Annotated in this window: 15 protein-coding genes; 2 read left to right on the plus strand and 13 right to left on the minus strand. The window is 69.7% G+C overall.

The features are described 5' to 3' along the window. Positions 1 to 188 precede the first annotated feature (188 nt). The 13 genes from IB242_RS06410 to IB242_RS06470 form a co-directional block, all read right to left on the minus strand. A complete protein-coding gene (locus IB242_RS06410) occupies positions 189 to 1,334 on the minus strand; it encodes a flagellin (RefSeq protein WP_192277131.1) in 1,146 nt (381 codons plus the stop codon). Between the two features lie 324 nt (positions 1,335 to 1,658). Then, complete coding sequence (gene flgL / locus IB242_RS06415; protein ID WP_192277133.1) at positions 1,659 to 2,882, minus strand: flagellar hook-associated protein FlgL; 1,224 nt, start codon at positions 2,880 to 2,882, stop codon at positions 1,659 to 1,661. After that, positions 2,879 to 4,762 carry a flagellar hook-associated protein FlgK gene (flgK, locus tag IB242_RS06420; RefSeq protein ID WP_192277135.1) on the minus strand — a complete coding sequence of 628 codons (1,884 nt, stop codon included), beginning with the start codon at positions 4,760 to 4,762 and terminating at the stop codon, positions 2,879 to 2,881. The genes flgL and flgK overlap by 4 nt, the downstream gene beginning before the upstream one ends. A gap of 6 nt (positions 4,763 to 4,768) precedes the next feature. Next, entirely contained in the window at positions 4,769 to 5,875 is a 1,107-nt protein-coding gene (flgJ, locus tag IB242_RS06425) for a flagellar assembly peptidoglycan hydrolase FlgJ (RefSeq protein WP_192277137.1), read from the minus strand. Then, a complete protein-coding gene (locus IB242_RS06430; RefSeq protein ID WP_192277140.1) occupies positions 5,875 to 7,032 on the minus strand; it encodes a flagellar basal body P-ring protein FlgI in 1,158 nt (385 codons plus the stop codon). Before IB242_RS06430 ends, flgJ begins: the two co-directional genes overlap by 1 nt. An 8-nt stretch (positions 7,033 to 7,040) precedes the next feature. Beyond that, entirely contained in the window at positions 7,041 to 7,727 is a 687-nt protein-coding gene (gene flgH, locus IB242_RS06435) for a flagellar basal body L-ring protein FlgH (RefSeq protein WP_192277143.1), read from the minus strand. 28 nt (positions 7,728 to 7,755) lie between these two features. After that, the gene (flgG, locus tag IB242_RS06440; RefSeq protein ID WP_192277146.1) at positions 7,756 to 8,541 is read right to left on the minus strand and encodes a flagellar basal-body rod protein FlgG; all 786 of its coding nucleotides are present in this window, start codon (positions 8,539 to 8,541) and stop codon (positions 7,756 to 7,758) included. 248 nt (positions 8,542 to 8,789) lie between these two features. Further along, positions 8,790 to 9,539: a flagellar basal body rod protein FlgF gene (locus IB242_RS06445; protein WP_192277149.1), complete on the minus strand. Its 750-nt coding sequence runs from the start codon at positions 9,537 to 9,539 to the stop codon at positions 8,790 to 8,792. A gap of 65 nt (positions 9,540 to 9,604) precedes the next feature. Next, a complete protein-coding gene (gene flgE / locus IB242_RS06450; RefSeq protein ID WP_192277152.1) occupies positions 9,605 to 10,828 on the minus strand; it encodes a flagellar hook protein FlgE in 1,224 nt (407 codons plus the stop codon). A gap of 37 nt (positions 10,829 to 10,865) precedes the next feature. Then, the gene (locus IB242_RS06455) at positions 10,866 to 11,534 is read right to left on the minus strand and encodes a flagellar hook capping FlgD N-terminal domain-containing protein (protein WP_192277156.1); all 669 of its coding nucleotides are present in this window, start codon (positions 11,532 to 11,534) and stop codon (positions 10,866 to 10,868) included. A gap of 11 nt (positions 11,535 to 11,545) precedes the next feature. Next, positions 11,546 to 11,953, minus strand: coding sequence for a flagellar basal body rod protein FlgC (gene flgC, locus IB242_RS06460; protein WP_192277159.1), 408 nt, complete (start codon positions 11,951 to 11,953; stop codon positions 11,546 to 11,548). Positions 11,954 to 11,956: 3 nt separating this feature from the next. Continuing rightward, the gene (gene flgB / locus IB242_RS06465) at positions 11,957 to 12,352 is read right to left on the minus strand and encodes a flagellar basal body rod protein FlgB (protein WP_192277162.1); all 396 of its coding nucleotides are present in this window, start codon (positions 12,350 to 12,352) and stop codon (positions 11,957 to 11,959) included. A 79-nt stretch (positions 12,353 to 12,431) separates the two neighbouring features. After that, complete coding sequence (locus IB242_RS06470; RefSeq protein ID WP_192277166.1) at positions 12,432 to 13,385, minus strand: chemotaxis protein; 954 nt, start codon at positions 13,383 to 13,385, stop codon at positions 12,432 to 12,434. 112 nt (positions 13,386 to 13,497) lie between these two features. On the opposite strand from IB242_RS06470, the gene flgA reads away from it, so the two are divergent. After that, positions 13,498 to 14,121, plus strand: coding sequence for a flagellar basal body P-ring formation chaperone FlgA (flgA, locus tag IB242_RS06475; RefSeq protein ID WP_255523455.1), 624 nt, complete (start codon positions 13,498 to 13,500; stop codon positions 14,119 to 14,121). 93 nt (positions 14,122 to 14,214) lie between these two features. After that, a complete protein-coding gene (flgM, locus tag IB242_RS06480; protein WP_192277170.1) occupies positions 14,215 to 14,523 on the plus strand; it encodes a flagellar biosynthesis anti-sigma factor FlgM in 309 nt (102 codons plus the stop codon). Positions 14,524 to 14,525: the final 2 nt, after the last annotated feature.

The following is a 14,525-nucleotide window of genomic DNA, read 5'->3' on the forward strand; positions in this document are numbered from 1 at the left end:
GTGCCGCGCTTTAGCCCCCGATGCGATGCATGAACCATGCCAGTGCCATGCCGCTGGAGCGCGAGGGCAGGCAGGGCGAAAGACGCGCACGCGTGACGCCCGCGGCGGCCGACACGGCAAAAGAAAAGCCCGCCTCCGTTGCCGGAGGCGGGCCTGTCGATCCACCAGGAGGCTGGTGGCCGCTGCGATCAGCGCAGCAGGCTCAGCACGTTCTGCGGGATCTGGTTGGCCTGGGCCAGCATCGCGGTACCGGCCTGCTGCAGGATCTGGGTCCGCGACAGTTCCGCGGTTTCCTTGGCGAAGTCGGTGTCACGGATGCGGCTGCGGGAGGCCGACAGGTTCTCGGAGCTGGTGTTCAGGTTGGCGACCACCGAGGTGAAGCGGTTCTGGATCGCACCCAGGTCGGCGCGGGTGCTGTTGACGGTGGTCAGCGCGGCGTCGACCACTTCCAGTGCGCGCTGGGCGCCCAGGACCGTAGAGATGTCCACGCCACCGACCATGCTGGCGGTCGCGGTGCCGGAGGCGGCGGTGGTGCCCGCGGTCAGGCCGGTGCCGGTCACGGTACCGCCGATCACCACGTCTTCGCCGGCCTTGACCGAGTTCAGGGTGATGGCGCCGTTCTCGGACTGGGCGTAGACGCCGGTCTCGCCGATCTTGGCGTTGATCGCGGCGACGACGCTGTTGGCGATCTGGGCGCCGGTCGCGCCGGAAGCGAACTCGACGGTGTCGATGGCGATGTTGTTGACCGTCAGGCCGGCCACCGAGCCGCTGGCGCTGGCCGCGGCGATGGTCGAACCGGACACCTGCTCGGCGAACTTGACGTCGCCCAGCGCGCCGACAGTGGCGTTGACCACCTTGTCGATGGCGATGGCCTGGCCGGCGTCGGCGCCGACCTGGAACAGCTGGCTGGTGAAGCTGCCGTCCAGCAGCTTGGTGCCGTTGAAGTCGGACTGCTTGGCGACGCGGTCGATTTCCGAGGTCAGCTGCTTGACTTCGGCCTGCAGGGCGGCGCGGTCGGTCGAGGAGTTGCTGGCGTTGGCCGACTGCACCGACAGTTCGCGGATGCGCTGCAGGTTGTTGCCGATCTCGGTCAGCGCGCCTTCGGCGGTCTGCGCCAGCGAGATGCCGTCGTTGGCGTTGCGGGCGGCGACGTTCATGCCGCGCACCTGGGTGGTCAGGCGCTCGGAGATGGCCAGGCCGGCGGCGTCGTCCTTGGCGCTGTTGATGCGCAGGCCCGAGGACAGGCGCTGGATCGTGGTCGACAGGCTCGCACTGTTGGTGCCCAGGTTGCGCTGCGCGTTCAGTGCGATGGAATTGGTGTTGATGACAGACATTGCTGGTCTCCTGAAGTAGGGAATCCGGCGGGTCAACAGGGCCTTGCCGGTGGCTCCGCAGGGGCTTGCCGTTTGTGCCGGCCCTGTCCTCTGCTGACATTCTTAACGGCGCTGTGCCGGTGGTCTTTAGGCTTTTTCCCGCTTTTTTTCTGATCCCGTGGGATTTCGAAAACAGCGGGAAACCGCGCTGGATACGCTAACGGCGGCACCGGGAAGAACTTGAGCGCCTGTCCGGCGACCCGGTGGCAAGCGCGTTTCAGGACGGCCATAACGGCGACGGGCCGCAATGCGGCCCGTCGTGTGGCGATGCCCGGGAGCGGCCGGTCAGCGCAGGAAGTCGAACAGCGACAGCCGCTGGGTCTGGGTGAAGGTCAGCTGTGCCGCTTCCAGCGCGGTCTTCTCCAGGGTGAAGCGGCTGATCGCCTCGGCGTAGTCGAGATCGCGCAGCTCGGACAGCGTGCTCTTCAGCGTGACCGAATGCGCGTCGCGCATGCTGCCGGCGCTGTCGAGCGCGGCCAGCTGCGCACCGCCGATCGCACGCACGTCGATCATGTGCTCCTGGGCCGCGGTGATGTCGCGCATCGAAGACTGGAGCAGGTTCTGCTGGTGGGTCTTCTCGGCCTCGGTGGTCGGTTCGGAAGCCAGCGCCTCGATCAGCCTGTCGATGGTCGCGAAGACGTCTCGCGTCGCCGACGGACCGATCTCGAAGGTGTCGCCGGCCGCGGGCTGCCCGATGATCTGCATGCTCACGCCGTTGAAGCTCACGCTCTGGCCCGGCTCGAAGGTGCCGGTGACCGGATCGCCCGCGCCGTTTAGCACCGGCGCGCCGCCCGCATCCAGCAGCGCCCAGGTGTCCTCTGCCGTGAACGAGAGGGTGAAGCGCTGGCCGTTCCAGACGTCCGCGTTCTGCAGGCTGTACTGGCCGATGATGCCGGTGCCCGCGTTGGCCACGCCGGACGACGCGTCCAGCCGCCCGTCGCCGGTGCGGATGCGCAGGAATACCTCGCTGCCGGGCAGGGTGTCGGTGACGCTGGTTTCCGGACCGACCTCGACCCGTCGCTGGGTCTGGTCGCCGCTGTAGATCACGCCCGAGCCGCCCAGCGCGAACGGTGATGCGCTGTCGGCGGTGCCGCCGAACAGGTAGCGCCCGGTGCCGTCGGTGCCGTTGGCCAGGTCGAGCAGGCTGTCGCGCAGGCTGGAGACCTCGCGGCTGATCGAAAGCCGGTTGCTGTCCGACATCGCGCCGCTGTTGGCCTGGATGGTCAGGTCGTTGATCCGGCGCATGATCTCGCCTGCCTGGGAGAGGCTGTTCTCCTGCAGGCCCAGGCGGTTGTACATGGTGTTGGCGTTGGACCCGTAGCGTTCCAGCTCGGCCAGTGCGCGGTCGACGCTGACCGCCGCGCCGGCGCCGACCGGGTCGTCCTTGGCGGTGACCAGCTTCTTGCCGGTCGCCAGCTGCTCCTGCAGCTTGGCCAGGTTGGCCTGCTTGTTGAACAGGGTGCCGATGGTCTGGTTGAAGACCATGCCCGTGGAGATGCGTGTGCTCATCGGCGTGTCGCGCTCAGGATGGACTGGAACATCGAATCGGCGGTGGAGATCAGCTGGGCGGCGGCCTGGTAGGCCTGCTGCAGGCGCATCATGTTGGCCGCCTCCTCGTTGATGTTCACGCCCGAAATCGACTCACGCTGGTCCACCGCCTGCTGGTGCAGCACGCTCTGGGCCTCGGCCGCGTAGTCGGCCTGGCGCGCGGCCGAGCCGACCGAGGTGGTGAGCCCGCCGATCGCCCCGTTCAGGCTCAGCGTGCCACCGGCCAGGACCTTGGCGTCGTCCAGGTTGGCCAGCAGGCTGGCATTGGTGTTGTCGCTGGAGCCGGCGCCGGTGGGCCCCACGTCGAAGCGGTCGCCTGCGGCCGGCGCGCCGTCCAGGACCAGGCTCCAGCCGTTGCCGGCGATGGCCTGCCCGGGCGTGTAGGCGAACGGACCGGCACCGTCGATGGTGTACTGGCCGGCATCGATGAACTCGATGCTGGACGGATCCAGCAGGTCGGCATGGGCCGGATCGGTGACCTTGAGCTCGCCGAGCTTGCCGGTGCCGATGTTGTCCACGTCGGCGCTGGCCTTGACCGGACGCGCGGCAGCCAGCCGCGACGGATCCTGGATGGCGACCGCGAAGCCGCCGGCGACCTGCGCGGTCGGCTGCAGCAGGAAGCGGTCGCCATCGGCGGGCGGCGGCGTGGTCCCGACCACCACGTCCACGCCATTGATGCGCAGCGGGTCGGCCGCGGTACCGGTGCCGGTGAGCGGCACGCTGGCGCCGGTATCGGCGCGCTGGGCGCTCCATGCGCCGCCGCTGAAGCGCAGCACCACGTTGCGCCCGTCCAGCGCGGAGACATCGCCGATGCTGGCCTGCAGGGTGGCGCCGCTGGTATTGCCCGCATGCGCGTTGACCGACGGCGAGGGCAGGGTGAACAGGTCGGTGCCCATCTGCCCGTACAGGTCCATGCCGCCGCGGTGAGCCTCGTTGAAGCTCACCGCCAGACCGGTGGCGATACGGCCGAGTTCGGCCATCGCCGGGTCGAGCACCTCGCTGCGGAACTGCAGCAGGCCGCCGATGCGCCCGCCCATCTGCTTGCCGTCGATCGGGGTGACACCGGCGTTCGTGCGCAGCGCCAGCTGCAGCTGCTGTGGCTGGTACGGGTCCGGCGCCAGATCCAGGCGCGAGGCCGTGGTCCCCACCACCAGCGCTTGGCCGGACGGGGTGAACACGTTGATGAAGCCGCCATCCTGCGCCACCGCGGTGGCGCCGGTGTACTCGGCCAGTCTGGAGATCAGCTGGTCGCGGCGGTCGAGCATGTCGGGCGCGGCGCGGCTGGCATCGTTGCCGATCTGGCCGTTGATGCGGGCGATCTCGGTGGCCAGGCGGTTGACCTCGTCGACCGCGCCGGTCAGGCCGGTGTTCACTTCCTGGTTCAGTCCGTCCAGCTGCCCGTCCATCTGGCGCAGGCGGGTGGCCAGCGCGTTGGCCTGGGCCAGGGTGTTCTCGCGGTCGGCGCTGGAGGCGGCGTTGGACGACAGCGCGCTGACCGAGTCGAAGAAGTTGGACCACATGCCGGACAGGTTGGTGGCGCTGTCGGAGAACAGCTTGTCCACCCGGCCGGACATCGCCGACATCTGCTGCAGCCGCGCCAGTTCGCCGCTGCTGTCGAGCAGGCGCGAGGTGGCGAGTTCATCGGCCACGCGCTGCACGTCGGCGATCTTGACGCCGCTGCCCACGTAGCCGAAGCCGTGGTCCATCGGCGTGCGTGTGGCGAACTCGACCCGCTGCCGGCTGTAGCCCTCGGTGTTGATGTTGGCCACGTTGTGGCTGACGGTCGACAGGGCGCGCTGGAACGCGATCAGGGCGCTGGTACTGGTGGAGAGGACGGACATCGCTGCTTATCTCCTGCTGACAGTGCCGAGCGCATCCGCGGCGTTGGCCACGGACTGGCCAGCGACGGTGCCGGCGCGGGCCGCGACCGCGCCGATCGCGGCCACCGCGCGGCCGATCGTCGGGCCGTTGGCGATGGCGGCGATCTTGGCCGCATAGGAAGGATCGGTCGCATAGCCCGCGTTCTGAAGGGCCTGGGCGAAGCGGCCGACATCGCCGCCGGATTGCAGGGCCTTCTGGTAGCGCGGGTTGTTCTTCAGCATCCGCACGTAGTCGGCGAAGCTCTCGGCGGGCGAGGCGTAGGCGCGGAAATCGGCGGTCTCGCGCACCTTGGTCCCGCCGACGTACTCATGGGTGCCGGTGGTCACGCGCTCGCCCTTCCAGCCGGTGGCCTTGATCCCGAACAGGTTGTTGGCGCTGGCGCCGTCGCCACGCTGGATCTGCCGGCGTCCCCAGCCGGTCTCCAGCGCGGCCTGCGCCACCAGCGCCTTGGCATCGACGCCGAGCTCGCGCGCGGCCGCCTGGGCGTGGTGCCAGATGCCGGCGACGAAGCGTTCCGGGCTGCGCGGTGCGAATTCCTCCGCGGCCGCAGCCGCGGTCGCGGCACTCGATGCTGAGGCGGCGGACACGTCCTGCACCGGTGCGATCGCCGCCGGCGCCATCAGCCGTTCGACCAGCCGGTCCAGCGGCGAGCTGGCCTGGCCGCCGCCGGGCTCGCGGCCGGCGATCAGGTCCAGCGCCTGCTCGTAGGCGGGCGAGGTTGCCGCCGCGCCGGCGGCGTCCATCGGCAGCGGCGCGCGCGCGCCGGCGTCCAGGCGGGTATCGAGCGGTGGGCCGTCCTCGCGCCCGCCGCTCTGGCGCGAGAGCTGGCGCGCGATCATCGGCGCCAGTCCCAGGCCCCTGCCGTCGGTCAGCGCCTTGGCGACCTGCTGGTCGTACATGTCGCGGAACATCTGGTTCTCGCCCGGAAACAGCGCGTCGCCGAAGCTGGCGTCGCGCATGCTCTTGACCAGCAGCTGGGCGAACTGGCCCTCGAGCTGGCGCGCGACATGGTCGATGCGCGTGGCATCGGCCTTCGGTGCGGTCAGTTCGAACGAGGGCGGTGCGATGCGCATCAGATCACTTCCAGCTCCGCGCGCAGGGCACCGGCCTGGCGCAGCGCCTCCAGGATCGCGATCAGGTCGCCGGGCGCGGCGCCGACCTCGTTGACCGCGCGCACGATCTCGTCGAGCGTGGTGCCGCCCTCGAACTTGAACATGCGGCTGCCCTCCTGCGAGGTGCTGACCGTGGACTGCGGCGCGACGACGGTGTTGCCGCCACCGAACGCGCCGGGCTGGCTGACCGTGGTCTGCTCGGCGATGGTGACCGTCAGCGAGCCGTGCGCGACCGCGGCCGGCATCACCCGCACCTGGGTACCGATCACCACGGTGCCGGTGCGCGAGTTGACGATGACCTTGGCGGGCGCGCTCCCGGGGGTCAGTTCCAGGTTTTCGACGCGGGCCAGGAAGCCGATCCGCGCGCCCGGGTCGGTCGGTGCGGCCACCGCCACGGTCACGCCGTCGACCGCGCGCGCCACGCCGGGGCCGAACGCGTTCTCCAGCGCCTCGACCATGCGCGACACGGTGGTGAAGTCGTTACGGTTGAGATTGAGGGTGATGTCGCCGCCGGCGCTGAACACGTCGGGCAGGGCACGTTCGACGGTGGCGCCGTTCGGGATCCGCCCGACGCTGGGCACGTTCACCGAGACCCGCGAGCCGTCGCTGCCCTGCGCACCGAATCCACCGACCACCAGGTTGCCCTGGGCGATCGCATAGACCTGGCCGTCGGCGCCCTTCAACGGCGCCATCAGCAGCGAGCCGCCGCGCAGCGAGACCGCGTTGCCGATCGAGGAGACGGTGATGTCGATGGTCTGGCCGGGCTTGGCGAACGGCGGCAGATCGGCATGGATGGCCACGGCCGCGACGTTCTTCAGCTGCGGATTGACGTTCGGCGGAACATTGACGCCCAGCTCGCCGAGCATGTTCTTCAGGCTCTGCACGGTGAACGGCGCCTGGCTGGTGCGGTCGCCGCTGTTGTCCAGGCCGACCACCAGGCCGTAGCCGACCAGTGCGTTGTTGCGCACGCCGCCGACCTGGGCAAGGTCCTTGATGCGCTCGGCATGCGCGGGCAGGGCGACGGCGCACAGCGCCAGCGTCGCCACGCAGCCCGCGCGGAGGAACGTCCGGGTGAATCGGCGCACGTCGGTGCGCGCGTGCTTGCGCAGGAGTCGCATACGGGGCCTCAGTACGGCATCAGCCGCGAGTTGAAGAAGCGGCCCAGCCAGCCCATCGCATTGGACTGCGCGACCGCGCCGCGACCGCCGTAGACGATGCGGGCCTCGCCGACCCGGCTGGACGGCACGCTGTTGTCGGTGCCGATGTCGGCCTGGCGCACGATGCCCTGGATCTGGACCAGTTCGTCGCCCTGGTTCAGGCGCAGGTTCTTCTGCCCCTGGACCACGAGATTGCCGTTGGGCAGCCGCTGGACCACGGTCACCGTCACGCTGCCCTGCAGGCGGTTGCTCTGCCGGCTCTGGCCCTGGCCGTCGAAGCTGCGCTCGCCGCTGACGGTGGCCGACAGGATGTCGCGGCCGCCGACGGTCACCGGTGCGCCGAGCAGGGTCGGGGCGGCCATGCCGATCTCGCTGTTCTTGGCCACGTTGGTGCTGGCCGAGGTCTGCGCGGTGGTCGACTCGACCAGGTTGATGGTCAGCATGTCGCCGACGTCGCGCGCGATGCGGTCGGTGTACAGCGACAGGCCCGGGCCGGTCTGGTAGATCGCGCCCGGCGTGGCCGGGGCGCTGGCGACCATGACCGGCACCACCGGCGCCATCGCCGGATACGGACGCACGTCGCCGGCGGCGACGCAGCCGGTCAGCAGCGCCGCGATGGCGGCGGTGGGGAGGAACATCGAGGGGCGGCTGCCCATGGCCGGAATCTCCATCGTCGTGCGCGGATCAGACGTTGTTGTTGAGGTAGCCCAGCATCTGGTCGGTGGTCGAGATCGCCTTGGCGTTCATCTCGTAGGCGCGCTGGGTCTCGATCATGCTGACCAGCTCCTCGACCACGTTCACGTTGCTGCCTTCCAGCGCGCCCTGTTCGACCAGGCCCAGGCCATTGAGGCCGGGCGTGCCGTTCTGGGCCGGGCCGCTGGCGGCGGTTTCCTGGTACAGGTTCTCGCCGCGTGCCTGCAGGCCGGCCGGATTGATGAAATCCGAGACGGTGAGCGCGCCGATCTCGACCAGATCGGCCTGGCCGGCGACCTTGACGCTGATCGTGCCGTCGGTGCCGATGGTCATCGACTCCACGCCCTCGGGAATCTGGATGCCAGGCTGCACGGGGTAGCCGCTGCTGGTGACCATCTCGCCCTGCGCGTTGCGCTGGAAGCTGCCGTCGCGCGTGTAGGCCGAGGTGCCATCGGGCATCAGCACTTCGAAGAAGCCGCGGCCGTTGATCATCACGTCCATCGCGCGGCCGGTCTGCTGCGGATTGCCCTGCTGGAAGTCCTTGGACGTGGAGACCACGCGCACGCCGGTACCGAGCTGGAGGCCGGAGGGCAGCTGGGTCTGCTGCGAGCTGGCGCCGCCGGGCTGGCGCAGCTGCTGGTACAGCAGGTCCTCGAAGTTGGCGCGGTCGCGCTTGAAACCGGTGGTGTTGGTGTTGGCCAGGTTGTTGGACACCACCGTCATGCGGGTCTGCTGCGCATCCAGCCCGGTCTTGGCGACCCAGAGAGCCTGATTCATGGCGCGGTACCTCGGAATTCTCGGAGTGACGTCAGGTGCAATGCATGCGGCGTGCCAGAACCGCGGGGGCGTCCTGCAATGGCGGGCTACCAGCCTGAATCCTGAACCGGCATCGGGCGGCGCCATACGCCGTGGCCGCAGCGACGGCCAGCCCGATGCCTGCGCCCCTCCCAGCCACGACCCGACCGCGCCCGACGCGGGGCGATCGACATGCGATGCGGTGATGTGGCGGCGCCGGCCGCCCGGACTCAACCGCCCAGGCGCAGCAGCGTGTTGGCGGACTGGGCGTTCTCGTCGCCGTGCTTGATGACCTTGACCTGCATTTCGAACTGGCGCTGCAGCTGGATCATCTGCACCAGCGCACCGGCGGCATCGACGTTGCTTTCCTCGAGCGCTCCGGACGTCAGCACGTTGCCCGGCGCCTGGGCCAGCGGCTGGTTCGGATCGACATTGCGCATCAACCCGTCCGCACCGCGGCCGAGCTGCTGCTGTCCGGCCTGGACCACGCGCAGGCGACCGATGATGGCCAGCGTCTGCGGGCCTTCGCCCAGCGGCACGATCGACAGTGTGCCGTCCTGGCCGATCTCCAGCGACTGGTGGGGGGGCAGGGCGATCGGATTGCCCTGTTCGTCGAGCAGTTGACGTCCGCCGGCGGTGACCAGCTGCCCGTTGGGCGTCAGCGACAGATTGCCGGCGCGGGTGTAGGCCTCGCTGCCGTCGGGGGCCTGGACCGCCAGCCAGCGGTCGGGGCGCAGCGACACGTCCAGCGTGTTGCCGGTCACCCGCAGCGCGCCGTCGCGGTTGTCGAAACCCTGGTCCACATGCAGCGCATCGATCCGCGAGCGGTGGCCGGGACCGTTGATCGGGAAGGCCTCGGTGTTGGACAGCACCGCCTTGAAGCCCGCGGTATCGGCGTTGGCCAGGTTGTGCGACACGCTGGCCTGGGCCTGCAGGGAGGCGCGGGCGCCGGTCATCGCGACGTAGAGGGCTTTGTCCATGCAGGTCGTCCTTCAGCGGCTCCGGCGGAGCGGGCGCGCTGGCGCGCCCGTCCGCGGCGGGCTCATCAGCGGATGTTGATCACCGTCTGGGTGGCCTGGTCCTGGGTGGAGATCATCTGCGCGTTGGCCTGGAAGTTGCGCTGCGCGACGATCATGTTCACCAGCTGCTCGGTCAGGTCGACCGTTGACGATTCCAGCGAACCGGCGGCGATCTGGCCGAAGTCCGAGCTGTCCGGCGCACCGGTGCGCGGCGTGCCGGAGGTGTAGGTGTGCGCCCACATGTTGTTGCCCTGCGGCTGCAGGCCCTGTGGATTGATGAAGGTGGTCAGCGCGATCTGTCCCAGGGCCTGGTCGTTGCCGTTGGAATAGCGCGCGTACACCACGCCGTCGCTGGCGATGCTGATCTCGTCCAGCTTGCCGCTGGCGAAGCCGTCCTGGTCGACGTTGCGCAGCGCGAAGCGTTCGCCGTACTGGGCCGTGCCGGTGATGTTCGCGGTCAGCGTCATCGGGCCCGCGCCGCTGGTCGGGGTGAACGGGTCGAGCGTGATCTGGCCGTTCGCCGGCTCCTCCAGCACGCCGGTGTCGGAGAAACGGACCGTGTCCGGGCCGCCGACCGAGGTGCCGTCGATGTAGCTGTACATCTGCCACTCGTTCGGGTTGGCCGTCTTGACGAAGTACGAGGTCTGCGTGTGGCTGACGCCCAGCGAGTCGTAGACGTTCAGGCCGCCGGTGGTGTGGTTGTAGCTGGTCGGGTCGGTTGGCGAGAAGGTGGTGGTGACCGGTACCGAAGCGTTGGCCGGCAGGGTCGATTCCAGCAGCACGTTGGCGCTGGCCTGCGGCGGGCTGTCGGTGGTGATCAGGCGCAGGTCGGTGAGCCGCCCGATGTCGAAGCCGTTGCCGGTGGCATTGGGCGCATAGACCTGCAGGCGTGCGCCGTCGGGCGTGCCGATGAAGCCCTGCTGGTCGCGCTGGAAGTTGCCGGCGCGGGTGTAGAACGTCGAGCCGTTCTTGGTCACGGTGAAGAAGCCTTCGCCGTCGATGGCGACGTCCAGGCTGCGGCCGGTCGGCTCGATGTTGCCCTGCGAGAACTGCTGGGCGACGTTGCTGACCTTGACGCCGGAGCCGACCGCGTTGCGCGCCAGGCCGTAGCTGGTCGAGGAGAACAGGGTGGCGAACTCCGCGCGCGACTCCTTGAAGCCGGTGGTGTTGGAGTTGGCGATGTTGTTGGCGGTGGCATTCAGGTCGGCATTGGCCGCGTTGATGCCGGACAGCGAGGTGTTGAAGCTCATTGCGGACTCCTGTGGACGTCGTGCGTGGGTCGGGGCATCAGCCGATGCGGAGGACGTACTCGAGCGGTGCGGTGCCCAGGCCGGGCAGGTTCAGGTACAGGCCATCCGAACCGATGGTCACGCTCTCCACCTTGCCCTTGACGTAGGTATCGAGCTGCTTGTTGGTCGTGCCCTGGCCGTTGTAGGTGGCGGTGATGGCATAGGCGCCGTCGGGCAGGCGGTTGCCGCTGTCGTCGGTGCCGTCCCAGCTGAAGGCGGCTTCGCCCGCGCGCTCGGTGGTGACCACCAGCTCGCGTACCTTCTGGCCGTTGGCGTCCTTGATCTCGAACACCACGCTGCCGGCGCCTGGCGCGGCGACCACGCCGCTGGCACCGCCTTCGCCGTCCAGCGAGACCTTGGGCGAGGGCACCAGCACGTTGTGCCCGACCAGGCTGGCGCCGCGCAGGAACTGGTCGGCATTGAGCGATTCGGAGAAGCCGGTGACCTGCTTGCTGAGGTCCTGGATGCCCTGCACGGTCGAGAACTGCGCAAGCTGTCCGAGGAACGCGCTGTTCTCCATCGGCTTGAGCGGATCCTGGTGCTGCAGCTGGGTGGTCATCAGGCGCAGGAAGTCGGCCTGGCCCAGCGCCTCCTCCTTCTTCGCGCTGGCCTGGCCGGACCCGTTCAGGCCCAGGCTGGTGTAGAGGTCGTTGCCGATCGTGCTCATACGGGTCTCCGTCAGCGGCCCATGGTCAGGGTGGCCATGGCCAGCTCCTTGGCCGTGTTGATGACCTCCACGCCAGCCTGGTAGCTGCGGGAGGCCGAGATCAGGTTGACCATCTGCGCCACCGGATCCACGTCGGGCGCGAACACGTAGCCGTCGCCGTCGGCCAGCGGATGGCCTGGCTCGTAGCGGCGGATCGGTGGCGCCTCGCTCTGGCTGACCTCGCGCACGCGCACGCCGGTGAGCGACGGATCGGTGCGGCTGGGCTGGGCCTGGAACAGCGGCTCGATGGGCTTGTAGACGGCCTCGGCCGAGCCGGCCACCGAATCGGCGTTGGCCAGGTTGCTGGCGATGGTGCTCATGCGCACCGACTGGGCCTGCAGGCCGGAGCCGGCGACATCGAAGATGGGAAGGTTGCTCATGGCTTACTGGCCCGTGATGGCGGTGAGCATGCTGCGCACCTTGGATTCGACGAAGCTCAGCGACGCGCGGTACTCCAGCGCGGCGCGGCCGTAGGCGGCGCGCTCCATGTCCGGATCGACGGTATTGCCGTCCAGGCTGGGCTGGGCGGCCTGGCGGGTGATCTCGAACGGGGCGGCACCGACGGCGATCGCATCGGACAGATGCCGCTCGTGGGTGGTCTGCATCGGCCCGGGCTTGCCGGAGGCGGCGTTCAGGGCCGCGTCGAAGTCCAGGTCGCGGGCCTGGTAGCCGGGGGTATCGACGTTCGCCAGGTTGCTGGCGATCAGCTTCATCCGCTGCTCGCGCAACGGCAGGGCATCGGCGTGGACGCCGAAATGCGACTTGATCGGATCGAACATGGCTGCCTCCGGACGGACCGTTGCCCGGACAGAGGCAAGCGGCGTGCCAGAACGGCCGCCACGGGGCGGGGATGCACCCTCAGGCGTAGCGCGAGGCGACCTCGCGCAGGCGCGCCAGCACGTGGTCGGCCAGCTCGTGCGGGCTGTACTTGGCCACGAAGGCGTTCGCGCCGACCCGCTCCACCATGGCGTTGTTGAACACGCCCGACAGCGAGGTATGCAGCAGCACGTACAGTCCGGACAGGCCCGGGTGGCGACGGATTTCCGTCGTCAGCGTGTAGCCGTCCATCGCCGGCATCTCGATGTCGGAGATGACCATCGCATAGCGCTCGGCCGGATCCTCGCCGCCGGCATGCACCTGCAAGAGGTGGTCCAGCGCCTGGCGGCCGTCCGAGAGCAGGGTGACGCCGACGCCGAGCTGGTCGAGCACGCTGCGGATCTGCTGGCGGGCCACCCGCGAGTCGTCGACCACCAGCACCTGCAGCGGCGGGGTATCGGTGGGCAACGCCATTTCCGGGGCCAGGGTCGCGTCCATCCGCGCCTGGGTGATGTCGGCCAGCACGCTCTCGACGTCGATCACCTGGATCAGCTCGCCCTGGAAGCGGGTCACCGCGGTCAGGTAGCTGGCCTGGGCGCCGAGGTCCGGCGGCGGGTGGATGTCCTCCACCGCGATGTTGACGATGCGTTCCACGTCGCTGACCAGGAAGCCCTGGACCGACCGGTTGAACTCGGTCACCACCAGATAGTCGGTGCCGTGGCCGTCGTCGTGGTCCGAGTCGCGCTCGGGGTGGCCGATCGCCACGCCGAGGTCGAGCACCGGCACCGAACGGCCGCGCACGTCGGCGGCACCGGCGAACTGCGAGGGCAGGCCGGGCAGCTGGAACAGCGGCGGACGGCGCAGCACTTCCTGCACCTTGAAGACGTTCACGCCAAAAAGCTGACGGCCGCCGAGCCGGAACAGCAGCAGGGCGAGACGGTTGTGGCCGGCGAGCCGGGTCCGCTGGTCGATGCGGTTGAGCAGGTTGTGCGACATGCAGCGTGTATCGGCGCCCGCGGCCGGCTCTTGAGGGCCGCCGACTGGCACGCCGCTTGCACATCCGCCAGCGAGTCCGCCCCGCGAGGCCGCCATGGCACGAATCCTCCTCATGTTCCTGTGTGCGCTGCCGCTGTCAGTGCAGGCGTCGACGTTCCAGCCGGTCGAGAGCATCCGCGCCGCGGCACTGGCGACGCTGCCGGCCGGCACCGACGCGGAGGCCACGCTCGATCCCGCCCTGCGGATGCCGATGTGCGCCACCGCGCTGGAGGCCAGGCAGAGCGCGGCGGCGACGGTCGAAGTGGCCTGTCCTTCGGGCTGGCGCCTGTTCGTTCCGGTCAAGGTCCGGCGCAGCCAGGAGGTGCTGGTGCTGACCCGCGGCATCCAGGCCGGCCAGCCGGTGACCAGCGACGCCCTGCGGGTGGAAACCCGCGACGCCGGGCGCATCGCCGGCGCCGCGCTGAGCTCGCCGGAGGAAGCCACCGGCCGTGTCGCCCGGCGTACACTGCTGGCCGGCGCGGTGCTGGGCGCCGGCGATCTGGCCGCCCCGAGGACGGTCCGGCGGGGCGACACGGTCGCCCTGGTGTCCCGGCGCGGCGGGGTCGAGGTCCGGGTTGCCGGCCGCGCCCTGGGCGATGCCGGCGAGGACGAACGGGTCTCGGTGGAGAACCTGTCCTCGCGGCGGGTCATGCAGGGCCGGGTCGGCAGCGGCGGCGAGGTCTGGGTGAGCCGCTAGCAGCACCGCATGAAATCTTTTTGACCCGCCCCCCTAAAGTTTCCCGGGACAGGCGCCGATAGTGTCAGCGTCCCAAGAAGGACTCATCAGACCATGAGCCAGAAAATCGAAGGCAACCAGCCCCCCGCCGTGCGTACCACCGGCCCCGTCGGCAACCGCGTCGCCCCCGCCGGCGGCGAGCGTTCGCGTCCGGTCGAGGCCAGCGCGGCCACCGACAGCGTCCGCCTGACCGGCGAGGCGACCAGCCTGCAGGCGATCCAGCGCGAGCTGGCCGCGGCCCCGGCCGTCGACGTCAAGCGCGTCGAAGCGGTCAAGCAGGCGCTCGAATCGGGCAGCTACCGGATCGATCCCGATCGGATCGCCGGGCGCATGCTCGAGATGGATCGCCAGCTGGGCGGCTGAAC

Origin of the sequence: Xanthomonas sp. XNM01 (assembly GCF_014851915.1) — a bacterium.
Lineage (GTDB): Bacteria > Pseudomonadota > Gammaproteobacteria > Xanthomonadales > Xanthomonadaceae > Pseudoxanthomonas.

Bases quoted from the DNA above. Each gene is read 5' to 3' on its own strand.
- flgE (WP_192277152.1), bottom strand. From the start codon at position 10,828: ATGAGCTTCAACACCTCGCTGTCCGGCATCAACGCGGCCAATGCCGAC.
- flgH (WP_192277143.1), bottom strand. From the start codon at position 7,727: ATGGGCAGCCGCCCCTCGATGTTCCTCCCCACCGCCGCCATCGCGGCG.
- flgA (WP_255523455.1), top strand. From the start codon at position 13,498: ATGTTCCTGTGTGCGCTGCCGCTGTCAGTGCAGGCGTCGACGTTCCAG.
- flgG (WP_192277146.1), bottom strand. From the start codon at position 8,541: ATGAATCAGGCTCTCTGGGTCGCCAAGACCGGGCTGGATGCGCAGCAG.
- IB242_RS06410 (WP_192277131.1), bottom strand. From the start codon at position 1,334: ATGTCTGTCATCAACACCAATTCCATCGCACTGAACGCGCAGCGCAAC.
- flgB (WP_192277162.1), bottom strand. From the start codon at position 12,352: ATGTTCGATCCGATCAAGTCGCATTTCGGCGTCCACGCCGATGCCCTG.
- IB242_RS06470 (WP_192277166.1), bottom strand. From the start codon at position 13,385: ATGTCGCACAACCTGCTCAACCGCATCGACCAGCGGACCCGGCTCGCC.
- flgK (WP_192277135.1), bottom strand. From the start codon at position 4,762: ATGTCCGTCCTCTCCACCAGTACCAGCGCCCTGATCGCGTTCCAGCGC.
- flgC (WP_192277159.1), bottom strand. From the start codon at position 11,953: ATGAGCAACCTTCCCATCTTCGATGTCGCCGGCTCCGGCCTGCAGGCC.
- IB242_RS06445 (WP_192277149.1), bottom strand. From the start codon at position 9,539: ATGGACAAAGCCCTCTACGTCGCGATGACCGGCGCCCGCGCCTCCCTG.
- IB242_RS06455 (WP_192277156.1), bottom strand. From the start codon at position 11,534: ATGAGCACGATCGGCAACGACCTCTACACCAGCCTGGGCCTGAACGGG.
- IB242_RS06430 (WP_192277140.1), bottom strand. From the start codon at position 7,032: ATGCGACTCCTGCGCAAGCACGCGCGCACCGACGTGCGCCGATTCACC.
- flgL (WP_192277133.1), bottom strand. From the start codon at position 2,882: ATGAGCACACGCATCTCCACGGGCATGGTCTTCAACCAGACCATCGGC.
- flgM (WP_192277170.1), top strand. From the start codon at position 14,215: ATGAGCCAGAAAATCGAAGGCAACCAGCCCCCCGCCGTGCGTACCACC.
- flgJ (WP_192277137.1), bottom strand. From the start codon at position 5,875: ATGCGCATCGCACCGCCCTCGTTCGAACTGACCGCACCGAAGGCCGAT.